This is a genomic window from Stenotrophomonas sp. GL_101 (assembly GCF_057835675.1).
In genome coordinates, this window is the sequence record NZ_CM174432.1 from 2970906 (window position 1) to 2993200 (window position 22295).

Consider the following 22295-nt stretch of genomic DNA (forward strand, 5'->3'; position numbering starts at 1 on the left):
GCCATCCAGGCGCCGCCCTGGGCTCGCTCAGCGCAGCCCGGTCTCGTTGCGCGCGATCACCAGGCGCTGGATCTCCGAGGTGCCCTCGTAGATCTCGGTGATCTTGGCATCACGGAAGTACCGCTCCAGCGGCATTTCCTTGGAATAACCCATGCCGCCGTGGATCTGCACGGCCTGATGGGTGATCCACATCGCCGCTTCGGATGCGGTCAGCTTGGCGATGGCCGCTTCATTGCTGAAACGCTTGCCCTGGCCCTTCACCCATGCCGCGCGCAGGGTCAGCAGCAGCGCTGCATCCAGCTTGCACTTCATGTCGGCGATCTTGGCCTGGGTCATCTGGAAGGTACCGATGGCCGCGCCGAAGGCCTTGCGGTCCTTCACGTACTCCAGGGTCGCTTCATAGGCCGCGCGGGCAATACCGATGGCCTGCGAGGCGATGCCGATGCGGCCGGCGTCGAGCACGCCCATGGCGATCTTGAAGCCCTCGCCTTCCTTGCCCAGCACGTCGTCGGCGCTGGCCACGTAATCCTGGAACTCGATCTCGCAGGTGGCCGAGGCACGGATGCCCAGCTTCGGCTCGGTCTTGCCACGGTGGAAACCGGCCTTGTCGGTGTCGATCATGAAGGCGGTGATGCCGCGCGCGCCCTGGTCCGGGTCGGTCATCGCAAACAGCACGATGTACTTGGCGACCGGGCCGGAGGTGATCCAGCTCTTCTTGCCGTTGATGACATACGTGCCATCGGCCTGCTTGAACGCGCGGCAGCGCATCGCGGTGGCGTCCGAGCCGGACTGCGGCTCGGTCAGCGCGAACGCGCCGATGGCGTCGCCTTCGGCGATGGCGCGCACATACTGCTGCTTCTGCGCTTCACTGCCGTGGGTGAGGATGCCGTTGCAGAACAGCGAGTTGTTGACCGACATGATGGTCGAATGCGCGGCGTCGCCGGCGGCGATCTCCACCATCGCCAGCACGTAGGCAATCGGGTCCATGCCCGCACCGCCGTATTCGGCCGGCACTTCGATGCCCATCAGGCCGTTCTCGCCGAGCAGGCGGATGTTGTCCAGCGGGAACTCGCCCGTACGGTCATGGTGCTCGGCACTGGGCGCGATCTTTTCCTGCGCGATGCGACGTGCGACGTCCTGCAGCATCAGCTGCTCTTCGGTGAAACTGAAATCCACAGCACCCTCCCGGGAAAATGGTGCCGCGATTGTACCGGGAGGCAGGGAATCACGGCTGACTTGACCGCCATGCGGGGAAGGGACGAAAATATCTCTATATCGCGATAGGTAGATATTCATGGATCTCGAGGATTGGTCGGTCCGGCTGAAAGTATTCGCCGACGCCACCCGCGTACGCCTGCTCACCTTGCTGGAGCAGGAAGAACTCACCGTGGCCGAGCTGTCGGCCATCACCACGCTGGCACAGCCGCGCGTGTCCACCCACCTGGCCCGGCTGAAAGAGGCCGGGCTGGTCCGTGACCGCCGCGCCGGGGTGTCGGCGTATTACCGCTTCGACGACGCCGCGCTGGACCCCGCGCAGCGCGCCTTGTGGCACGCGCTGAGCACCGGCAGCGACGACCCGCTGCTGCGCCAGGATGCTGAACGCGTGGCCGCGGTACTGGCCAGCCGGGCGGCCGACCAGAACTGGGCCGACAGCGTGGCCGGCGACATGGAACGCCACTACTCCCCCGGCCGCACCTGGGAGGCGCTGGCGCGCACCGCGCTGCCGCTGCTGGAAACCGGTGACGTGCTCGACATCGCCTCCGGCGACGGCGTGCTGGCCGAACTGGTCGCCCCACACGCCAAGCGCTATGTCTGCATCGACACCAGCGCGCGCGTGGTAGCCGCCGCCAGCGAGCGCCTGCGCCGGTTGGCGAACGTGGAGGTGCGCGAGGGCGACATGCACGCGCTGCCGTTCAAGGACCGCAGCTTCGACCTGGTGGTGCTGATGCATGCGCTCACCTATGCCGCCAAGCCCGCCCAGGCCGTGGCCGAAGGCGCGCGCGTGCTGCGCCCGGGCGGCCGCCTGCTGCTGTGCAGCCTGGCCCGCCACGAACACAAGGCGGCCGTGGACGCCTATGGGCACGTCAACCTGGGCTTCAGCGACAAGGAACTGCGCAAGTTCGCCGAAAAGGCCGGGCTGGTCGTGTCCAACCTGGAAACGGTGACCCGCGAGAAGCGCCCGCCGCATTTTGAAGTCATTTCGCTGATCGCCAGCAAGCCCTGAGGCCCGCCATGCCGTCCCTGCCCTGGCTGCACCCCGAACGCGTCCACGCCCTGCAGGACGCACTGACCCGGCGCATCCTGATCATCGATGGCGCCATGGGCACGATGATCCAGCGCCATGGGCTGCAGGAAGAGGATTACCGTGGCGAGCGCTTCGCCGGCGGCTACGACCACGCGCACGGCCCCGGCTGTGCGCACCCCGGGCAGGCGCCCGAGGGCCACGACCTGAAGGGCAACAACGACCTGCTGCTGTTGAGCAAGCCGGAAGTGATCGCCGAGATCCACACCGCCTACCTCCAGGCCGGCGCGGACCTGGTGGAAACCAATACCTTCAACGCCACCTCGGTCAGCCAGGCCGACTACCACCTGGAACACCTGGTCTATGAGCTCAACAAGGCCGGCGCCGCCGTGGCCCGTGCCTGTTGTGACGCGGTGGCGGCGACCACGCCGGACAAGCCGCGCTTCGTGATCGGCGTGCTCGGCCCGACCAGCCGCACCGCCTCGATCAGCCCGGACGTGAACGATCCCGGCTTCCGCAATACCAGTTTCGATGCGCTGCGCGAGACCTACCGCGAAGCCATCGACGGCCTGATCGACGGCGGTGCGGACACGATCATGGTGGAGACCATCTTCGACACACTCAACGCCAAGGCGGCGCTGTTCGCCATCGAGGAAGCGTTCGACGACCGCGGCGCGCGGCTGCCGATCATGATTTCCGGCACCATCACCGATGCCTCCGGCCGCACCTTGTCCGGGCAGACCGCCGAGGCCTTCTACGCGTCGGTCGCGCACAGCCGGCCGCTGTCGGTGGGTCTGAACTGCGCGCTGGGGGCCAGCGACATGCGCCCGCACGTGGAGACCCTGTCCATCGTCGCCGACTGCCTGGTCAGCGCGCACCCCAACGCCGGCCTGCCCAACGCCTTTGGCGAGTACGACGAAACGCCCGAGGAAATGGCCGCCACGCTGCGCGAGTTCGCCAGCGCCGGCCTGCTCAACCTGGTGGGCGGCTGCTGCGGCACCACCCCCGGCCATATCCGTGCGATTGCCGAGGCGGTCGCCGACCTGCCGCCGCGTGCCCTGCCCGCCGCCCCGCTGGAGGATGCCGCGTGAGCGCATCCGCCGCCCGTTGTCGTTGACCCTCCTCCGCCAGCCCGTGCCCGCCTGACCATGACGCCTTCCCGCCCTACCCGCCTCTCCGGCCTCGAGCCGCTGGTGATCACGCCGGACCTGCTGTTCGTCAACATCGGCGAGCGCACCAACGTGACCGGCAGCGCGCAGTTCCGCAAACTGGTCAAGGAAGAACGTTACGAGGAAGCGGTCGAGGTCGCGCGCCAACAGGTGGCCAGCGGTGCGCAGATCCTCGACGTCAACATGGACGAGGGCCTGATCGATTCCGAGAAGGCGATGACGCGCTATCTCAACCTGATCATGTCCGAGCCGGACATCGCGCGCATCCCGGTGATGGTCGACTCCTCCAAGTGGAGCGTGATCGAGGCGGGCCTGAAGTGCCTGCAGGGCAAGAGCGTGGTCAATTCGATCTCGCTCAAGGAAGGCGAGGCGCAGTTCATCGAGCACGCACGCAAGGTGCTGCGTTACGGCGCCGCCGCGGTGGTGATGGCCTTCGACGAGGAAGGCCAGGCCGATACCTGTGCGCGCAAGGTCGAGATCTGTACCCGCGCCTACCGCATCCTGACCGAACAGGTCGGGTTCCCCCCGCAGGACATCATCTTCGATCCGAACATCTTCGCCGTCGCCACCGGCATCGAGGAGCACGACAACTACGCGGTCGACTTCATCGAAGCCACCCGCATCATCAAGCGGACGCTGCCGCACTGCCATATCTCCGGCGGCGTCTCCAACGTGTCGTTCTCCTTCCGTGGCAACGAGACCGTGCGCCAGGCGATCCACTCGGTGTTCCTGTTCCATGCCATCACCGCCGGCATGGACATGGGCATCGTCAATGCCGGCGCGATGCCGATCTACGACGAGCTGGAGCCGGAACTGCGCGAGCGCGTGGAGGACGTCATCCTCAACCGTCGCCGCGACGGCACCGAGCGCCTGCTGGAGATCGCCGAGCGTTACAAGGGCAAGAAGGGCGAGGTCAAGGGCGAAGACCTGGCCTGGCGCGAAAAACCGGTCGATGCACGCCTGGCGCATGCGCTGGTGCACGGCATGGATGCCTGGGTGGAAGCGGATACCGAAGAAGCCCGGGCACGCTCCACGCGCCCGCTGGATGTGATCGAAGGGCCGTTGATGGACGGCATGAACGTGGTCGGCGACCTGTTCGGGGCCGGCAAGATGTTCCTGCCGCAGGTGGTCAAGTCCGCGCGGGTGATGAAGAAGGCGGTGGCCTATCTGCTGCCGTTCATCGAGGCCGAGAAGGCCCGCAGCGGCGACACCGCCAAGAGCAATGGCAAGATCATCATGGCCACGGTCAAGGGCGACGTGCATGACATCGGCAAGAACATCGTCGGCGTGGTGCTGGCCTGCAACAACTTCGAGGTGGTCGACCTGGGGGTGATGGTGCCAGCGCAGAAGATCCTCGACGCCGCGCGCGAGCACAACGCCGACATCATCGGCTTGTCCGGGCTGATCACCCCGTCGCTGGAGGAAATGAGCCATGTTGCCCGCGAGATGGAGCGCCAGGGCTTCACGATGCCGTTGATGATCGGCGGTGCGACCACCTCGCGCGCGCACACCGCGTTGAAGATCGACCCGCATTACAAGGCGCCCACGGTGTGGGTGAAGGATGCCTCGCGCGCCGTCGGCGTGGCCCAGTCGCTGATCTCGCGCGAGCTGCGCGCGGCCTTCGTGGCCGCCAATGAAGCCGACTACGCCGACATCCGCCAGCGCCACCGCAACCGTGGCGATGCCAAGCGGCTGGTCACCCTGGCCAAGGCGCGCGCGCAACGCTTCGCGGGCGGCTGGGCCGAGTACGTCCCGCCGGCCCCGCGCAAGCCGGGCCTGCACGTGCTGGACGACTACCCGCTGGCCGATCTGGTCGATGTCATCGACTGGACGCCGTTCTTCCAGGCCTGGGAACTGGCCGGCAAGTATCCGGCCATCCTCACCGATGAGATCGTCGGCACCCAGGCCACCGAACTGTATCGCGATGCGCGCGCGATGCTGGCGTGCATCGTCAAGGAGAAGTGGCTGACCGCGAAAGCCGTGTTCGGGCTGTGGCCGGCCAACAGTGTCGGCGACGACGTGCATCTGCGCACCGACGCCGGCCCGGCAGTGCTGCACTTCCTGCGCCAGCAGGTCGACAAGCCAGTGGAGCGCCCGGATTTCTGCCTGGCCGATTTCATCGCCCCGGCCGACAGCGGCAGGCAGGACTGGATCGGCGCGTTCGCGGTGACCGCCGGCATCGGCATCGATGCCCACGTGGCACGCTTCGAGGCCGACCACGACGACTACAACGCGATCCTGCTCAAGGCCCTGGCCGACCGCTTCGCCGAAGCGCTGGCCGAGCGCCTGCACCAGCACGTGCGTACCGACTACTGGGGCTACCAGCCCGAAGAGCAGCTGGACAACGAGGCATTGATCGCCGAGCAGTACAGCGGCATCCGCCCTGCCCCCGGCTACCCGGCCTGCCCCGAGCACAGCGAGAAAGGCACGCTGTTCCGCCTGCTGGATGCGGAAAACAACGCCGACATGCAGCTCACCGAGAGCTTTGCGATGCTGCCCACGGCGGCGGTATCGGGCTATTACTTCAGCCATCCGCGCAGCCAGTATTTCGTGGTCGGCCGGGTCAGCCGCGAGCAGGTGAGCGACTACGCCAAGCGCAAGGGCGTGGACCGCGTCCAGGCCGAACGCTGGCTGGCGTCGAACCTGGATTACGACCCCGAGTAAGACCGGCAAGCCACGACCAACGGTCATGGCCAACCCGGTAGGTGCCGACCGTTGGTCGGCACATCCATCACCGCGCGCGATCCACACGCGCCACGACCAACGGTCGTGGCCTACCCGGTAGGTGCAGACCCAGCAAGGTAGGGGCCGACCCAGCAAGGTAGGTGCCGACCGTTGGTCGGCACATCCATCACCGCGCGCGATCCACACGCGCCACGACCAACGGTCGTGGCCTACCCCTACCAGACCAGGTCGTCGGGCACCTGGTAGGCCGGATCGGCGTAGGGATCCTGTTCGGCACTGGCATTGGGGTCTACCCGCAACGCCACCGACGGGGCGAAGATCGCTTCGGCCTCGTCCAGTACCGCCGCGCTGACCAGCATGTAGCGCCCGTTCTGCTGCAGTACGCCCAGCTCGCCGGCGTTGAGCGCCTTGAGCTGGTCGGCGTTGACGTACACGCGCTTGATCTTGCCGCCATAGTTGAAGTGGCGGGCGATCTCGGCGCCGGCGTCGTTCAACGACTTGCCTTCCAGCAGCACCTCAAGCTTGGCCTTGGCTTCGCGGCGCAGGCGCGCTTCCTCCTGCTTCAGGCGCTCCGCTTCGATGCGGTCGTCTTTTTCCTTCTGCGCGCGGATCGCATAGGCCTTGGCCAGGTCGATGTCTTCGCGCGAGCGCGGCTTGCCCTGGCCGGGATTCTGGCCCTGGCCAGCACGGCCGCCGCCGGGACGGCCCCGGCCCTGCGGACCGCGGCGGGCGGCATCGCCCTCGCGCGGTGGACGTGCGGCATCACCGCTGCGGGCGGCAGGACGTGCACCGTCGCCGGGCTTGCCAGGCGGGCGTGCGCCCTGGGGTTTGTTGCCCGGCCGGCCATCGCGGCGGGCATCGGGTTTGCGTTCGGGCTTGGGCGCGGATTTGAATCCAAGGCCCAGCAGCTGGTCGCGGAGTGTATCGCTCATGACGTGGGATCGATCAGTAGTGCGGGGGCGGCGGCTCTTCGCCCGAATCGGAATACAGCGCGTTGCGGACCTTGCCCAGGTCCTCCAGCAGCAGGCGGGTCAGGTCGGCGTTGCGGCTGCCTTCGATGCGCGCATCGGCCAGTGCTTCGCTTACCTCGGCCAACGCCTGTTCCTGGAAGGACACGCGCATTTCCAGCTCGATCAGGCGCGCTTCCAGCGCCTGCTCACGCGGTGTGGGAATTGAATCATGCATGCAGCGAACGTCCCCGGCCAATGCCGTAGTAGGCCAGGCCCGCCGCTTCGATCTCCTGCGGGTCGTACAGATTGCGGCCGTCGAACACCACCGCGTCGTTGAGCATCTCGCGCAACCGGTTGAAATCCGGGCTGCGGAACTGCTTCCATTCGGTCACCACGACCAGTGCATCGGCACCGTCCAGCGCGTCGTAGGCGTTGTCGCAGAACACCAGGTCATCGCGCTCGCCGAAGATCCGGCGTGCCTCGTCGGTGGCTTCCGGGTCGTAGGCGCGCACCTGCGCACCGCCTTCCCACAACTGCGCCAACAGGCGGCGGCTGGAGGCCTCGCGCATGTCATCGGTGTTGGGCTTGAACGCCAGCCCCCACACCGCGAACGTCTTGCCGCGTACGCCTTCGTCTTCGCCACGGTCGTAGTGGCGCTGGATCAGCTGGTAAAGATGCCCCTTCTGCGCATCGTTGACCGCCTCCACCGCGTTGAGCAGCTTGGGCTCATGCCCGTACTGCTGCGCGGTGCGGGCCAGCGCCTGCACGTCCTTGGGGAAACACGAGCCGCCATAACCGGCGCCCGGGTAGATGAAATGCCAGCCGATGCGCGGATCCGAGCCAATGCCCTGGCGGACCTGCTCGATATCGGCACCGACTTTCTCGGCGATGTTGGCGATTTCGTTCATGAACGAAATCTTGGTCGCCAGCATCGCATTGGCGGCGTACTTGGTCAGCTCGGCCGAGCGCACGTCCATCTCCACCACGCGGTCGTGGTTGCGGTTGAACGGTGCGTACAGGCGACGCATCAGCGCCACCGAATCGGGGTTGGCCGCGCCCACCACGATGCGGTCAGGCCGCATGCAGTCGGCAACCGCGTCGCCCTCCTTCAGGAATTCCGGGTTGGAGACCACGTCGAACGCAATCTCCACCCCACGCGCGGCCAGCACCTCGGCGATGGCGGCACGTACTTTGTCGGCCGTGCCCACCGGCACGGTCGACTTGTTCACCACCACCGTCGGCACGCACATGTGCGTGCCGATGGTGCGGGCCACGGCCAGCACGTACTGCAGGTCGGCACTGCCGTCCTCGTCCGGTGGCGTGCCCACGGCGATGAAGATCACCTGGCCATGCGTGATCGCGCTGGCGGCATCGGTGGTGAAGACCAGCCGCGACGCGGCGTGGTTGGCCTTGACCATCGGCTCCAGGCCCGGCTCGTAGATCGGGATGACGCCCACGTTGAGGCCATCCACCTTGGCCTGGTCGATATCCACGCAGACCACCTGGTGGCCGACATCGGCCAGGCAGGTACCCGTCACCAGACCGACGTAGCCGGTACCGAAAATCGCAACACGCATGTCCGTTGGGACTCCAGTTCCGGTTACGGAAGAACGTTGAGCAGTTCGACGTCGAAGGTCAGCGTCGCGTTCGGACCGATCGGACCGCCCGGGGTGCCCTGTTCGCCGTACGCCAGCTCACCGGGGATCCAGAAGCGGTACTTGGAACCGGTCGGCATCAGCGACACGCCTTCCGACCAGCCCTTGATCACCTGGTCCAGGCCGAATTCGATCGGCTGGCCACGCTGGTAGCTGCTGTCGAACACCGTGCCGTCCAGCAGTTTGCCTTCGTAGTTCACGCGGACCTTGCTGCTGGGCAGCGGGCGCTCGCCCGAACCCGGGCGCAGCACCTGGTACTGCAGCCCCGACGCGGTGGTGACCACGCCCGGAACGGTCTTGTTCTTGGCCATGAAGGCATTGCCTTCGGTACGGTTGGTACCGCCCTGGGCGGCCGCCTTGGCCTGCACTTCGGCCTGCTTGCCGGCCATGAACCCTTCCAGCGTGGCCTTGGCCTGCTCCGGGGTCATCTTGGCGGTGCCCTTGTTGAACGTGGTGGTGACCGCGTCGAACAGCGCATCCAGGTCCAGGTCATCCTTCAGCGGCGCCAGCGACGGGCCGACGGCGTAGCTGCCCAGCATCAGGCCGACCTTCTCACGGTCCACCTTCGGCGGCGCGGTCCCCGGGGCCACGCCCGGCACCGGCTGGCCGCTCTGGGCCATCATCGCCTGGCGCAGGGCGGCATCGGTCTTCTGCGCCTCTTCCTGCGAAATCAGCGGTTCCTTGCCGGCGAAGGCATTGGTGACGCCACGACGCAGCGCAGCCAGGTCGATCTCACTGGAAATCGGTGCGAACGAATTGGCCACATCGATGCCGATGGCGTAGCCGAGCTTTTCCCGTTGGGAGTTCAAAGCGGAAGTCTCCTTGGCAGCCGCGGGGGCGGCCGGTTGTTGCGACATCGCGGTACCGGTGGCACCCATCGCCAGAATCAGAACCGACGCCGCGGCGCCGCGCATTCCCATCTTCATTCGCTGCATTCCTGAAAGTAACTGGACGCCGACGTCGGCGCGAAAGCAATCATTGTCGCACGCACATACGAGATGTCGAGGTGCTCAGCGCTTGGACGTGACCGACAGCTCGCGTTCAATGGCCGCCACCAGCGCCTTGTCGTCCGGCGTGACCTTGCTGGGGAACTGCGCCACTACCCGTCCATCGCGCGACACCAGGTATTTGTGGAAATTCCAGCCCGGCGCCACGCCGGTGGCGGCCGCGAGGCGCTGATACAGCGGTGTCGCATCCGGGCCGGTGACCTGCACCTTCTGGAACATCGGGAACTTCACGCCATAGGTAAGCGTGCAGAATTCCTGGATCTGGGCCTCGTCACCGGGCTCCTGGCCCTTGAAGTCGTTGGACGGGAAGCCCAACACCGAGAAGCCGCGCGCCGCATAGGTCTTCTGCAGCGCCTCCAGGCCCTCGTACTGCGGAGTGAAGCCGCACTTGCTGGCGGTGTTGACCACCAGCAGCACCTTGCCACCGAATGTTTTCTGCAGATTGACCTCGGCCTTGCCGGCCAGCGGCCGGTAGCTCAGGTCAAGCAGGCCGGCAGCCTGGGCACTGGTGCCGGCGAGCAGCCCGCCCACCAGCAGCAACACCCCCCAACGGCGGGCACGGCCACCGACCAGGTGGCGCAGGGACAGCAAAGGACGGATCTGGGGCATTGCAACACTCCGCGAAAGAGGCAAAACGGCGGGAACAAGGGTTGCAACGCACTGCCACAGCAGCGTTTGCAGCCAGCTCCGCACTATATCACCGGCACTTTTACCCTTGCGTGGCGACGGCCCTGCACGCGCCTGGCCAGGTGGACCGGCACCGCCGCGCGCCGATCACCGGCGCGTTTGAATGGCCCTGCCTGGCGGTTTGCACGGCCGACCCGATGTGCCGCCGCCGCGCCCTGAACAGGCAACCGCTTGCCCTGGCGTTGACGCTACTGAACGACGGCAACGTCCGCCACGCCCCTGAAATTCACTTTATTTTGTTAAAAATCAATTGCTTGAGTTAATCGAATTGCGACTGTCATGCCCCTGCCATCAGTTGGGGGTGATACCTGTTGCACTTCGGCGTGCCGGTGTTATAGTTGAATACAACACCAGTCACCTGATGCAGGGGAAGCCCATGAACCACATGCGCCGCCAGTCCACCAAAGCCGTCACTGCCGCCTCCGTGCTGCTGTTGCTCGGCTGGTGGGGTACCCCTGCCGGAGATCGTGGCGGCATCACCGCCACCGGTGCGTTTGAAGGCCCGCAGGACGCAGGCGTCATCGAGGCAGGGACCGCTGACGGCGCCCCCACGCCCCCCCGCCGGCTGCACAGTTCCCTGTCCATGCCTTACTTCTCATTCGCACAGTCGCTGAACCCACGGAGCTGACCATGAGCGATATCCAATGGAGCGATGGTGCTCCGATCTACCGTCAGTTGAAGGAACGCGTGATCGCCATGATGCTTGACGGCATCATCAAGCCCGGCGACGCCCTGCCTTCGGTTCGACAGGTGGCCGCCGAGTACCAGCTCAACCCCATCACCGTGTCGCGCGCCTACCAGGAACTGGCTGACGAAGGCCTGGTCGAGAAGCGTCGCGGGCTGGGCATGTTCATGACCGAAGAAGCGGCCACGCAGCTGCGCAGCAGCGAACGCGACCGCTTCCTCAACGAAGAATGGCCACTGGTGCTGGAGCGTATCCAACGCCTGGGCTTGAATATTGACGAATTGCTGCCCCAGGGGAAATCCTCATGAATGCCGTTGCAAGTGATGTCGTCATCTCCGCCCGCGGCCTGCGCAAGGCCTACAAGCAGACCTTGGCGCTGGACAACACCAGCTTCACCATCGCCCCCGGCCGGATCACCGGCCTGATCGGTCCCAACGGCGCCGGCAAAACCACCCTGCTCAAGGCGCTGCTCGGCCTGACCGCGGTGGAAGGCGAACTGCAGGTGCTGGGGCTGGACCCGGCGGTGCAGCGCAACGCGCTGATGAACGATGTGTGCTTCATCGCCGACGTGGCGGTGCTGCCGCGCTGGATGAAGGTGCGCGAGGCGATCGATTTCGTCGCCGGCGTGCATCCGCGCTTCGACCGGGCCCGTTGCGAACGCTTCCTGGCCTCGACCAAGCTGCAACCCAGGCAGCGTGTGCGCGAACTGTCCAAGGGCATGATCGTGCAGCTGCACCTGGCGCTGGTGATGGCCATCGACGCCAAGGTGCTGGTGCTGGACGAACCGACCCTGGGCCTGGACATCCTGTACCGCAAGGAGTTCTACCAGCGCCTGCTGGAAGACTATTTCGACGAGCAGAAGACCATCATCGTCACCACCCACCAGGTGGAAGAAATCGAGCACATCCTCACCGATGTCATGTTCATCCGTGACGGCCGCATCGTGCTGACCACCGACATGGAAGACGTGGGCGATCGCTACAGCGAAGTGCTGGTGTCGGCCGATGCGCTGGAGGCGGCACGCACCCTGCAGCCGATCGACGAACGCTCGCTGCCGTTCGGCAAGACCGTGCTGTTGTATGACGGGGTGCCACGCACCCAGCTCGCGCCCCTGGGCGAGATCCGCAGCCCCGGGCTGGCGGACCTGTTCGTGGCCATCATGAAGGGAACCTACGCATGAACACCGTCCACCACCCCATCAGCAAGGCCACCACCTTCAAGTGGCTGCTCAAGCGCGAGTACTGGGAAAACCGCGGTGGTTTCCTCTACGCACCGCTGATCGCCGGCGCCATTTCGCTGTTCATGAGCCTGATCGGCATCGTGGTCGGCCTGTGGGGCCTGCGCCGGGCCGCGCAGAGCGGAAACCTGCAGATCGACAACGAGAGCATCAACGTCAACGGGCTCGACCTGAAGATGCTGACCGAGAAGCTCGATCCCAAGGACATGGCCGATCTCGGCAATGCGTTGGACCTTACCCTGCTGCTCAGCTCGCTATGGCCGTTCCTGGTGCTCGCCTTCGTGGTGTTCTTCTACTGCCTGGGCGCGCTGTACGACGACCGTCGCGACCGCAGCATCCTGTTCTGGAAATCGCTGCCGCTGTCCGATGCGCAGACGGTGCTGTCCAAGGCGCTGAGCGCGCTGCTGGTGGCGCCGGTGATCGCGGTGATCGCCTCGGTGCTGACCATGTTCGGCTTCATGCTGATCCTGTCGGTGGTGGTGCTCACCCAGGGCGGCAACCCGATGACCCTGATCTGGGGCCCGGCCAGCCCGCTGAGCTTCGTGCTCAGCCACCTGTCGTGGATCCCGGTGTACCTGCTGTGGGCGCTGCCGACGGTGGGCTGGTTGCTGATGTGCTCGGCATGGTCGAAGACCAAGCCGTTCCTGTGGGCGGTGATGCTGCCGCTGTTCGCCGGGATCATCGTCAGTACCACCCATCTGATGAACCTGTTCAACATGACCAGCGGCTGGTTCTGGCAGCACATCGTCGGCCGCCTGCTGCTGGGCACGCTGCCGGGCAGCGATGTGTTCTACCGCGGCGACCAGCTCCGCGCGGTGGTCGGCGACCGTGACAACCTGGTCGCGGCGCTGTCCCCGGCCAACCAGCTGGCCGTGCTGTCGATGCCGGAACTGTGGATCGGCGCGGCTGCAGGCGTCGTGTTCATCATCATCGCGATCCGCCTGCGCCGACGTGCCGGCGAAATCTGACCCCTGCCGCCTTGCGCACTGCCCCTTACTGACCGAGGAACACACATGATCCGCACGCTCGCTGTTGCCTCCCTGCTGTTGCTGCCGCTGTCGGCGCTTGCCGATGAACCGCAGTGCAAGTTCAACGAACCGCGTGAGCTCAAGCTCGACCTGGCCGGTGCCAAGGCGGTGGTGTTCGAGGTCAACCAGCACGACATCGACCTGCAGGCCGGTCCCGGCCCGGCCACGCTGAGCGGGCGCGCCTGTGCCTCCGACGCCGACTGGCTGCGCGACCTCACCGTGACCCAGCAGAAGGTGGACGGAAAGCTGGTCGTGCGGCTGCAGCGCGAAGGCCGTGGCCGCAGCATCTCCCTCAGCGGCAGCAGCTATGCCTACCTGGACATCCGCGGCAGCATCCCGGACAACATCCTGGTGCAGATGAAGGTCGGCTCGGGTGATGCCAGCGTCAACGGCGCGCACTCGCTCAGCGCCGACGTCGGCTCGGGCGACATCAAGCTCACCGCCATCAAGGGCCTGGTGACCGCGGCGGTGGGTTCTGGCGATGTGGTGCTCGACGGTGCCGGTGCGTTGAACCTGCTGTCGATCGGCTCGGGCGACTTCACCGGCCGCAACATCCGCGAGGATGCCAAGGTGGGCAACGTGGGGTCCGGGGATCTGAAACTGGACGGCGTGGGCGGCAACGTGTCGATCAACGTGGTCGGCTCCGGCGACAGCGATGTGCGCCGGGTCAAGGGCAATGTCAGCGTCGGCAACGTGGGCTCCGGTGACACCGAACTGCGCGACATCGGCGGTGGCGTGAGCGTGGAGCGCCATGGCTCGGGCGATGTGAAGGTGCGCGATATCGGCGGCGACCTGCGCGTGGGCAACAGCGGCAGCGGAGACATCCAGCACAGCAACGTGCGCGGCCGCGTCGAACTGCCGCGCGGCAAGTAACCCCCTTCCGGACGGACCGACCCCATGAACAAGCGACTGCTCCTCCCGACCCTGCTGCTCTGCCTGCCGCTGGCGGCCTGCAGCCCGCCGGAAAGCGGCAAAGGCAAGGCCCCCACCGACCCCGGCGCGGCCGCACCGGCCACCGCTGCGATCGAGTCCAGCACCATCGGCAAGACCGTGCAGAACGCCACCGACCGGGCGCGCAAGGAGATGGCCCAGGGCAACATCAGCATCTCCGACAATCAGTCCAACAAGGCCGAGATCACCCCGCTGGGCGAGTTGCTGATCAACGGCCAGACCGTGCCCACCGATGCCAGCCAGCGCGCCCTGCTGCTGGACTATCGCAAGCAGGTCGAAGCCCTGGCCGGGGCCGGCATGGACATCGGCGTGGCTGGCGCGAACCTCGGCGTGAAGGCTGCGGGCGAAGCATTGAAGGGCATCTTCTCGGGCGATACCCAGGGTATCGAGGAGCGGGTCAATGCCGAGGCGAGCAAGATCGAGAGCCAGGCCAAGCAGCTGTGTTCGCTGCTGCCGGCGATGATGGCCAGGCAGCAGGCGCTGGCCGCCTCGCTACCGGCCTTCAAGCCCTACGCCAGCATGGAACAAAGCGATATCGACGACTGCGGCAAGTAAGTGCGCCGGCTGCGACGTTCGGTCGCAGCCCGGCCCGCATGCACGGGGGGAGGACTACACTAGCCCTCCCCCTTTTTTGTGCATTGCCTGCCATGAAGAAGCTATGCCTGCTGCTGTTGGCCCTGTTCTGCCTCGGCGCCACCGGCTGCGACCAGGAGTACCGCAACCACCGTGCCGAGCGCAGCAAGCCGAAGATCACCGTCAGCGACGGCATGCTCACCGTCCGCCGCGCGCCGGCGCCGAACATCATCGTGCTGCCCAACGGGCACATGAAGATCGACGAGATCGAAATTCCGCTCGACCCCAGCCAGCAGGCGCTGCTGCAGGGTATGTTCGGCCAGCTGCAGGTGCTGCGCCAGAACACCCTCACCGACGCCCCGCCGGACCCGGCCAAGCGCTCGGTCAAGATCCAGGTGCCCGATGGCATGCAGCCGATTCCGCCTGACCTGGTGAAGCGCATTCCGGAGTTCAAGGATTACACCGAGACGTTCGACAACCTGCAGGCCGATCGGCACTGACAAGGGGGTCGCGCGGGGGTCGGCGGGTCGGGCGCTGGGCCCCCATACCCTTTCCGGCGAATGTCCTCCGGCGTCGGCCTGCGGCCGCCCCCTCCCCCTTTATTTCGCCTCCAAGGGCATGGGGCCCAGCGCCCGACCCACCGACCAGCACCAGAAAAGCCTGGCTTCCCCCTGCTTACCGCACGCCGAGCCCCGTAGCGGCCGGTAGGCTCCTGGGCAAAATAATGGAGGAAGCCGCCACGCGGCCGGGGGACATTTGCGCCAGGGGCCTACCGACCGCTACGGGGCCCTCACGCTCGCGGCACGCCCGAACGGAGACCGCCTGACCCCGACGACCCCGCCACGCGCGCGTCGCCGTACGCCATCTGCCATCTGCCATCTGCCATCGAGCAAGACGCTCGCCTCCTTTGGAAGAAGAATCAAAAAAAACGGGCCTTTCGGCCCGTTTTTTTGTTTGCTCCGGGCCTGCCGATCAACCGCCGCCGCTGCTGCCAGCATGGATACCACCGGCAGTCAGCGCCGCCGGATCCAGCAGCTTGCGCAGCTCGGCCTCGGACAACCCGCTGTCTTCCAGCGCCACGTCCAGCACCGGGCGCTGCTCCTTGTAGGCGCGCTTGGCGATTCCCGCGGCCTTTTCATAGCCGATGATCGGGTTCAACGCCGTCACCAGGATCGGGTTGCGGTCCAGCGCCTCACGCACCCGGTCTTCGCGCACGGTCAGCCCGCTGATCGCGGTATCGGCCAGCAACCGGGTGATGTTGCCCAGCAGGCCGATCCCATCCAGCAGGTTGGCCGCAATCAATGGCAGGGTCACGTTCAACTGGAAGTTGCCGGTCTGCCCGGCCACGGTGATCGCGGTGTGGTGGCCGATCACCTGCGCACAGACCATCACCATCGCCTCGGGGATCACCGGATTGACCTTGCCCGGCATGATCGAACTGCCCGGCTGCAGGGCCGGTAGTTCGATCTCGCCCAGCCCGGCCAGCGGACCGGCATTCATCCAGCGCAGATCGTTGGCGATCTTGATCAACGCCACCGCCAACGCATTGAGCTGGCCGGACAGCTCCACCGCGTCGTCCTGCGCCGCCAGCCCTTCGAACTTGTTCTCGGCACTGTCGAACTTGATGCCGGTCTGCTGCTTGAGCAGCTTGGCCACCTTCTCGCCGAAGCGCGGATCGGCGTTGATCCCGGTGCCGATCGCGGTGCCGCCCAGCGGCAACCGGCGCAGACGCTTGAGGCTGTCTTCAATGCGCGCCTGCGCCGAGGCCAGCTGCGCCGACCACGCGCCGAATTCCTGCTCAAAGGTCAGCGGCATCGCATCCATCAGATGGGTACGCCCGGTCTTGACCACCTTGCGCAGGCTGCGGCCCTTCTTGTCCAGGGTCTTGCGCAGGTGCACCAGCGCCGGCAGCAGGTGCTCGTGCACGCCCAGCAATGCCGATACACGCAGCGCGGTTGGAATCACGTCATTGGAGCTCTGCCCCTGGTTGACGTGGTCATTGGGGTGCACCGCCAGCTTGCCGGCCTTGCCGGCACGGTTGGCCAGCGTGGCGATCACCTCGTTGGCATTCATATTCGAGGAGGTGCCCGAACCGGTCTGGTACACATCGATGGGGAAGTGCGCATCGTGCTGGCCTGCGGCCACTTCGCCCGCCGCCACCTCGATCGCCTTGCCGATGTTCTTCGGCAGGTGGCCCAGCTCGACATTCACCGCCGCTGCCGCGCCCTTGACCAGCCCCAGCGCGCGGATGAAACCGCGCGGCATGCGCTGCCCGGACACCGGGAAATTGTTCACCGCGCGCTGGGTCTGCGCGCCCCACAACGCATCGGCGGGAACCTGCAGTTCACCCATGCTGTCGTGTTCGATCCTGAAACCCTTGCTCATTGCATCACTCCGCGTTTCTTTCGGTTTGGAAAGGGAACCTGCGGCTGGCAACGGGCCTGATTCCCTGGCTGGCGGCTCAGCGCACGATACTCCGAGGTGCCGGAAAAGCCCACGTGCAGCGGCGTCGCCCGGTACCGGCGGAGCGTGTCCGTTCATGCCCGGATCGGCCGCCCCGGGCCGCTCGACAGACCGCCCGCGTTGGGTCGCGCGGCCCCGCGCGCACGGGGCACGGGCCGAGCCGGCCGGGGCAGCGTAGAATGACGGCCCCCGCCGTCATTGCCCTGCGCCCGCCATGTCCGAATTCGCCCTGCTCGCCCTGTCCCCGCTCGATGGCCGCTACGCCGGCAAGGTCGACGCGCTGCGCCCGATCTTCTCCGAATACGGCCTGATCAAGGCCCGCGTGAAGGTCGAAGTGGAATGGCTGCTGGCCCTGGCCAACGAGCCGGGCATCGTCGAGCTGGCCCCGTTCTCGGCCACCGCCACCGCCCGCCTGCGTGCCCTGTCCGACGATTTCGCCCCGGCCCACGCCGCCCGGGTCAAGGACATTGAGCGCACCACCAACCACGACGTCAAGGCGGTGGAGTATTTCATCAAGGAACAGCTCAAGGCCGATGCCGAGCTGGGCCCGGCGCTGGAGTTCGTGCATTTCGCCTGCACCAGCGAAGACATCAACAACCTCAGCTATGGCCTGATCCTCGAGCAGGCCCGCCGCGAGGTGCTGCTGCCCGCGCTGGACAACGTCACCGGCCTGCTGCGCACGCTCGCCCACGCCCAGGCCCAGCAGCCGATGCTGTCGCGCACCCACGGCCAGACCGCCTCGCCCACCACCCTGGGCAAGGAAGTGGCCAACGTGGTGGCACGCCTGGAGCGCCAGCGCCGGCAGATCGCCGCGGTGGAACTGACCGGCAAGATCAACGGCGCGGTCGGCAACTACAACGCCCACGTCATCGCCTACCCCGCGGTGGACTGGCCGGCCTTCGCCAAGCGCTTCGTGGAAAGCCTGGGCCTGGTGTTCAACCCCTACACCACCCAGATCGAGCCGCACGACAACGTCGCCGAGATCGGCGATGCCGCGCGCCGCGCCAACATCATCCTGATCGACCTGGCCCGCGACATCTGGGGCTACATCTCGCTGGGCTACTTCAAGCAGAAGCTCAAGGAAGGCGAAGTGGGTTCCTCGACCATGCCGCACAAGGTCAACCCGATCGACTTTGAAAACGCCGAAGGCAACTTCGGCATCGCCAACGCCCTGTTCGAGCATTTCAGCGCCAAACTGCCGATCAGCCGCTGGCAGCGCGACCTCACCGACTCCACCGTGCTGCGCGCGGTCGGCACCGCCTTCGGCCACAGCCAGGTGGCGCTGGATTCCCTCGCCAAGGGCCTGGGCAAGCTGACCGTGAACCCCGAACGCATCAACGCCGACCTGGACGCCTCCTGGGAAGTGCTGGCTGAAGCGGTACAGACCGTCATGCGCCGCCATGGCCTGCCCAACCCCTACGAACAACTCAAGGCCCTCACCCGCGGCCAGGGCATCACCGCCGAGTCGATGCAGGCCTTCGTGGAAACCCTGGACCTGCCCGAAGACGCCAAGCAGGGCCTGCGTGCGCTGACCCCCGGCGGCTACATCGGCCTGGCCGCCGACCTGGCCAAGGCGATCTGAGGATCGCGCCAACGATGTGAGCCCGACCCAGCGTCACCACCAACGGTGGTGGCCTACCGGGGCCCGGGCATCGGGACCCGCGTGTCGAGCATGCGTGGATGCCGCTCTTTGCGTCCTGCAAGCCGAGCCCCTTGGCGGCCGGCAGGTCCTTGGCAAAATAAAGGAGGAGGTCGGCGCCGCAGGCGTCGGCCGGGGGACATTTGCGAAAGGGCCTGCCGGTCGCCGAGGGGCCCCAACGCTCGCGGCATGCCCGAACGACGAGGCCGTCGACGCAAAGCGTCACCACCAACGGTGGTGACCTACCAAGGGTATTGGTGCCCGCGTGCAGGGCACGCGGCACCCCAAGCAGACCGGCAGATCCACGCCATGCATGGATAGCGCTCTTCGCGTCCCGCAAGCCGAGCCCCTTGGCGGCCGGCAGGTCCTTGGCAAAATAAAGGAGGAGGCCGGCGCCGCAGGCGTCGGCCGGGGGACATTTGCACAAGGGCCTGCCGGCCGCCAAGGGGCCCCGACGCTCGCGGCATTCCCGAACGAGGAGGCCGTCGGCGCAAAGCGTCACCACCAACGGTGGTGACCTACCGGCGTCAGGCATCGGGACCCACGTGTCGAGCATGCGTGGATACCGCTCTTCACGCACCGCAAGCCGAGCCCCTTGGCGGCCGGCAGGTCCTTGGCAAAATAAAGGAGGAGGCTGGCGCCGCAGGCGTCGGCCGGGGGACATTTGCACAAGGGCCTGCCGGCCGCCAAGGGGCCCCGACGCTCGCGGCATGCCCGAACGAGGAGGCCGTCGGCGCAGAGCGTCACCACCAACGGTGGTGACCTACCGGGGCCCGGGCCCCGACGCTCGCGGCATGCCCCCACAGAGACACCGCGACACCCCACCGCAGGTGCACATCCGGCCCAACCAGCGGACAATGGCCCTGCTCGCGCCGGCACTGCCGCGCCCCGCTTTCCGTCTACACGCTGCAAGGATTCCCCCATGGCCGCCCGCAAAACCAAGACCCCCGTCATCGAAATCCAGGCCCGCCCCGGCCTGCCGCTGGGCATGCCCGCCGCCGTTTTCCTGCGCGACTACTGGCAGAAACGCCCCCTGCTCATCCGCGCCGCCTTCCCCGATTTTGAAACCCCCGTCCAGCCCGAAGACCTCGCCGGCCTGGCCTGCGAAGAAACCGCCCTCTCGCGCCTGATCAGCCATGACCGCGCCACCGACGGCTGGACCGTCCGCACCGGCCCCTTCCAGGAAGAAGAATTCCCCGGCATGCCCGACCACGACTGGACCCTGCTGGTCCAGGACGTGGACAAGTGGGATGCCGACGTACGCGCGCTCATCGCCCACTTCGACTTCCTGCCGCGCTGGCGCATGGACGATGTCATGATCAGCTTCGCCGCCACCGGCGGCTCGGTCGGCGCCCATGTCGACCAGTACAACGTCTTCCTCCTCCAGGCCCATGGCCACCGCCGCTGGGAGATCGACGCCAGCGAATCGATCAAGGGCAAGCGCCCCCCGCTCGACTTCCGCGACAACGTCGAACTCAAGCTCCTGCGCCGCTTCAAACCCACCCACGCCTGGGTGCTGGAGCCGGGCGACATGCTCTACCTGCCGCCCAACGTCCCGCACAACGGTGTCGCCGAAGACCCCTGCCTGACCTTCTCCTTCGGCATGCGCGCACCGGCCTCGGCCGAACTGATCAGCGACTACCTCGATACCCTGATCGAAGGCGCCGACGAGTCCATCCGTTACCAGGACCCGGACCTCAAGCTGCCCGAAGACCCCAACGAAATCAACGTCCTCGCGATGAACCGCGTGGTCGAGGCGCTCAACGCCATCCGCATGAACGACCCGGACAAACTCGGTGACTGGTTCGGCCGCTTCATCACCACCTACCGTGCGGCCGGTGAAGTGATGGCCGGCGGCGAACCGATCCCGCGCGACAACGTCGAAGCCGCCCTCGCCGCGGGCCTGCAACTGCAGCGCCACCCGTGGGCACGCATGGCCTGGCGCCGGGCCAAGCGCGGCGCCAGCCTGTACTGCAGCGGCCTTGCGTTCGCCCTGCCGGTCAAGGATGCGCAGGCACTGGCTGGCGCCGAGGACATCGGCGCCGCGCGGTACCGCACGCTCTCGGCCAAGGGCCGCGACGCGGTGCAGGAACTGCTCGACGGCGGCTACTACCAGCTGCTGGACCCACAGGCGTTCGAGGACGAGGACGAAGACGACGGCGATTTCGCCGAGTACGCCATCGTCGACGCCAGCGACACCCTCGCGGTGGTCGAGGACAACGTCGTGCAGGCAGACGTCCACGAAGTGACCATCCACGAAGACGGCATCGAGGTCGTGGTCGACTTCGACGACAGCGATGAGCCGGACGGCCAGGCCAGCGGCACCTCCCACTGAGCATGGCAGCGGCCTTCCAGGTCGGCCTCGTCCACTACCCGGCGCAGCGTGAAGCGCTGCACCGGGTCCGGCACCAGGTGTTCGTCGACGAACAGCAGGTACCGGCCGCGCTGGAGATCGACGCGCTCGACCCGCTCAGCAGCCACGTGCTGGCCCACGATGCCGATGGCCAACCCATCGGTGCCGGCCGGCTGACCCCGGATGGCCGCATCGGGCGGATGGCGGTGCTGGCCCGGTGGCGCGGCCAGGGCGTTGGCGAGGCCCTGCTGCTGGCCCTGGTCGACGCGGCCCGTGGCCGTGGCTGGGCCGAGGTCAGCCTGCACGCCCAGTTCCCCGCCCGCCTGTTCTATACCCGGCAAGGCTTCCTGCCCGAGGGCGAGGTGTTTGAAGAGGCCGGCATCGCCCACCAGACCATGCGCCGGGTACTGACCGGCGCGGCCAGCATCGACAGCGCCGAGCAGGCCGTGGCGATCACCACCGCCCTGGTCCACCGCGCGCGTCGCCAGCTGTGGATCCAAAGCCGCCAGCTCGACCCCGGCCTGCTCGACGCCGCCCCGGTGCTGGAGGCGCTGCGCCGCTTCGGCACCGCCCGGCATGCCAAGCGGGCCTGGCTGATCGTGCACGATGCCGGTGCCATCCAGCAGGCCGGTTCCCCCCTGCTTGGGCTCATGCAGCGCCTGCCCAGCGTGTTCGGCGTGCGCCAGGTCAGCGATCCGATCGACCGGGCGCTGGCGTCGGCGTGCCTGCTCAACGATGCCGGCGACTACTACTTTCGTCTGAGCGGGCACCGTTTCGACGGCGAAGCCGCGCTCACGCTGCCGGCACGTTCGCGACCGTTACAGGACGGTTTGCAGCGCATATGGGAACGTTCGCGGGAATGCAGCGAACTCCGCGCGATCGGCCTGTAGCGCACGCCACCGGCTTGAACCTGTCTGGGAATGACACCGCAGGTCCCGTGCAGGGCCGTACGGTGCCCCTTCCTGTCCCGA

Annotated in this window: 21 protein-coding genes; 14 read left to right on the forward strand and 7 right to left on the reverse strand. The window is 66.9% G+C overall.

Translation table 11 applies throughout. The features are described 5' to 3' along the window. Nucleotides 1-27: 27 nt before the first annotated feature. The gene (locus tag AC3IR9_RS13025) at nt 28-1176 is read right to left on the reverse strand and encodes an acyl-CoA dehydrogenase family protein (protein WP_489291146.1); all 1149 of its coding nucleotides are present in this window, start codon (nt 1174-1176) and stop codon (nt 28-30) included. 118 nt (nt 1177-1294) lie between these two features. Between AC3IR9_RS13025 and AC3IR9_RS13030 the strand changes: the two genes are divergently transcribed. Genes AC3IR9_RS13030 through metH form a run of 3 tightly spaced genes read left to right on the forward strand, consistent with a single transcriptional unit; the run spans nt 1295 to nt 6075 of the window. Next, complete coding sequence (locus tag AC3IR9_RS13030; RefSeq protein ID WP_489291147.1) at nt 1295-2224, forward strand: ArsR/SmtB family transcription factor; 930 nt, start codon at nt 1295-1297, stop codon at nt 2222-2224. 8 nt (nt 2225-2232) lie between these two features. Next, a complete protein-coding gene (locus tag AC3IR9_RS13035; RefSeq protein ID WP_489291148.1) occupies nt 2233-3333 on the forward strand; it encodes a homocysteine S-methyltransferase family protein in 1101 nt (366 codons plus the stop codon). Nucleotides 3334-3390: 57 nt separating this feature from the next. Beyond that, nucleotides 3391-6075: a methionine synthase gene (metH, locus tag AC3IR9_RS13040; RefSeq protein ID WP_489291149.1), complete on the forward strand. Its 2685-nt coding sequence runs from the start codon at nt 3391-3393 to the stop codon at nt 6073-6075. Between the two features lie 236 nt (nt 6076-6311). Here metH and AC3IR9_RS13045 read toward each other — a convergent pair whose 3' ends face one another. The 5 genes from AC3IR9_RS13045 to AC3IR9_RS13065 form a co-directional block, all read right to left on the reverse strand. Then, nucleotides 6312-7028 (reverse strand): DUF2058 domain-containing protein, encoded by a 717-nt coding sequence (locus tag AC3IR9_RS13045; protein ID WP_489291150.1) that lies wholly within the window; start codon nt 7026-7028, stop codon nt 6312-6314. A 13-nt stretch (nt 7029-7041) separates the two neighbouring features. Further along, nucleotides 7042-7281: a SlyX family protein gene (locus tag AC3IR9_RS13050; RefSeq protein WP_489291151.1), complete on the reverse strand. Its 240-nt coding sequence runs from the start codon at nt 7279-7281 to the stop codon at nt 7042-7044. Continuing rightward, complete coding sequence (locus tag AC3IR9_RS13055) at nt 7274-8623, reverse strand: UDP-glucose dehydrogenase family protein (protein WP_489291152.1); 1350 nt, start codon at nt 8621-8623, stop codon at nt 7274-7276. The genes AC3IR9_RS13050 and AC3IR9_RS13055 overlap by 8 nt, the downstream gene beginning before the upstream one ends. Before the next feature lie 23 nt (nt 8624-8646). Further along, complete coding sequence (locus AC3IR9_RS13060) at nt 8647-9627, reverse strand: FKBP-type peptidyl-prolyl cis-trans isomerase (protein WP_489291153.1); 981 nt, start codon at nt 9625-9627, stop codon at nt 8647-8649. Between the two features lie 84 nt (nt 9628-9711). Then, nucleotides 9712-10317, reverse strand: coding sequence for a glutathione peroxidase (locus AC3IR9_RS13065; RefSeq protein WP_489291154.1), 606 nt, complete (start codon nt 10315-10317; stop codon nt 9712-9714). Here AC3IR9_RS13065 and AC3IR9_RS13070 point away from each other — a divergent pair. The 8 genes from AC3IR9_RS13070 (at nt 10317) to AC3IR9_RS13105 (ending at nt 15369) form a co-directional block, all read left to right on the forward strand. Next, nucleotides 10317-10658 carry a hypothetical protein gene (locus AC3IR9_RS13070; protein WP_489291155.1) on the forward strand — a complete coding sequence of 114 codons (342 nt, stop codon included), beginning with the start codon at nt 10317-10319 and terminating at the stop codon, nt 10656-10658. The genes AC3IR9_RS13065 and AC3IR9_RS13070 overlap by 1 nt on opposite strands. A gap of 113 nt (nt 10659-10771) precedes the next feature. Further along, the gene (locus tag AC3IR9_RS13075) at nt 10772-11023 is read left to right on the forward strand and encodes a hypothetical protein (protein WP_489291156.1); all 252 of its coding nucleotides are present in this window, start codon (nt 10772-10774) and stop codon (nt 11021-11023) included. Nucleotides 11024-11025: 2 nt separating this feature from the next. Continuing rightward, entirely contained in the window at nt 11026-11388 is a 363-nt protein-coding gene (locus AC3IR9_RS13080) for a GntR family transcriptional regulator (protein WP_128096337.1), read from the forward strand. After that, nucleotides 11385-12260, forward strand: coding sequence for an ABC transporter ATP-binding protein (locus AC3IR9_RS13085; RefSeq protein WP_489291157.1), 876 nt, complete (start codon nt 11385-11387; stop codon nt 12258-12260). The genes AC3IR9_RS13080 and AC3IR9_RS13085 overlap by 4 nt, the downstream gene beginning before the upstream one ends. Further along, nucleotides 12257-13285 carry a hypothetical protein gene (locus AC3IR9_RS13090; protein ID WP_489291158.1) on the forward strand — a complete coding sequence of 343 codons (1029 nt, stop codon included), beginning with the start codon at nt 12257-12259 and terminating at the stop codon, nt 13283-13285. The genes AC3IR9_RS13085 and AC3IR9_RS13090 overlap by 4 nt, the downstream gene beginning before the upstream one ends. A 45-nt stretch (nt 13286-13330) precedes the next feature. Next, a complete protein-coding gene (locus AC3IR9_RS13095) occupies nt 13331-14218 on the forward strand; it encodes a GIN domain-containing protein (RefSeq protein ID WP_489291159.1) in 888 nt (295 codons plus the stop codon). 24 nt (nt 14219-14242) lie between these two features. After that, nucleotides 14243-14851, forward strand: a complete 609-nt coding sequence (locus AC3IR9_RS13100) for a YggN family protein (RefSeq protein ID WP_489291160.1) — start codon at nt 14243-14245, stop codon at nt 14849-14851. A 92-nt stretch (nt 14852-14943) separates the two neighbouring features. Further along, on the forward strand, nt 14944-15369 hold the full coding sequence (locus AC3IR9_RS13105) for a hypothetical protein (RefSeq protein ID WP_489291161.1): 426 nt from the start codon (nt 14944-14946) through the stop codon (nt 15367-15369). Between the two features lie 472 nt (nt 15370-15841). Here the strand turns inward: AC3IR9_RS13105 and AC3IR9_RS13110 are convergent, their stop codons facing one another. Continuing rightward, nucleotides 15842-17254: a class II fumarate hydratase gene (locus tag AC3IR9_RS13110; RefSeq protein WP_489291162.1), complete on the reverse strand. Its 1413-nt coding sequence runs from the start codon at nt 17252-17254 to the stop codon at nt 15842-15844. A 292-nt stretch (nt 17255-17546) separates the two neighbouring features. On the opposite strand from AC3IR9_RS13110, the gene purB reads away from it, so the two are divergent. The 3 genes from purB to AC3IR9_RS13125 all read left to right on the forward strand — a co-directional run bounded on the left by purB (nt 17547) and on the right by AC3IR9_RS13125 (nt 22214). Continuing rightward, on the forward strand, nt 17547-18914 hold the full coding sequence (gene purB / locus AC3IR9_RS13115; RefSeq protein ID WP_489291163.1) for an adenylosuccinate lyase: 1368 nt from the start codon (nt 17547-17549) through the stop codon (nt 18912-18914). Between the two features lie 979 nt (nt 18915-19893). Further along, nucleotides 19894-21306, forward strand: a complete 1413-nt coding sequence (locus tag AC3IR9_RS13120) for a ribosomal protein uL16 3-hydroxylase (RefSeq protein WP_489291164.1) — start codon at nt 19894-19896, stop codon at nt 21304-21306. Nucleotides 21307-21308: 2 nt separating this feature from the next. Then, complete coding sequence (locus AC3IR9_RS13125) at nt 21309-22214, forward strand: GNAT family N-acetyltransferase (protein ID WP_489291165.1); 906 nt, start codon at nt 21309-21311, stop codon at nt 22212-22214. Nucleotides 22215-22295 lie beyond the last annotated feature (81 nt).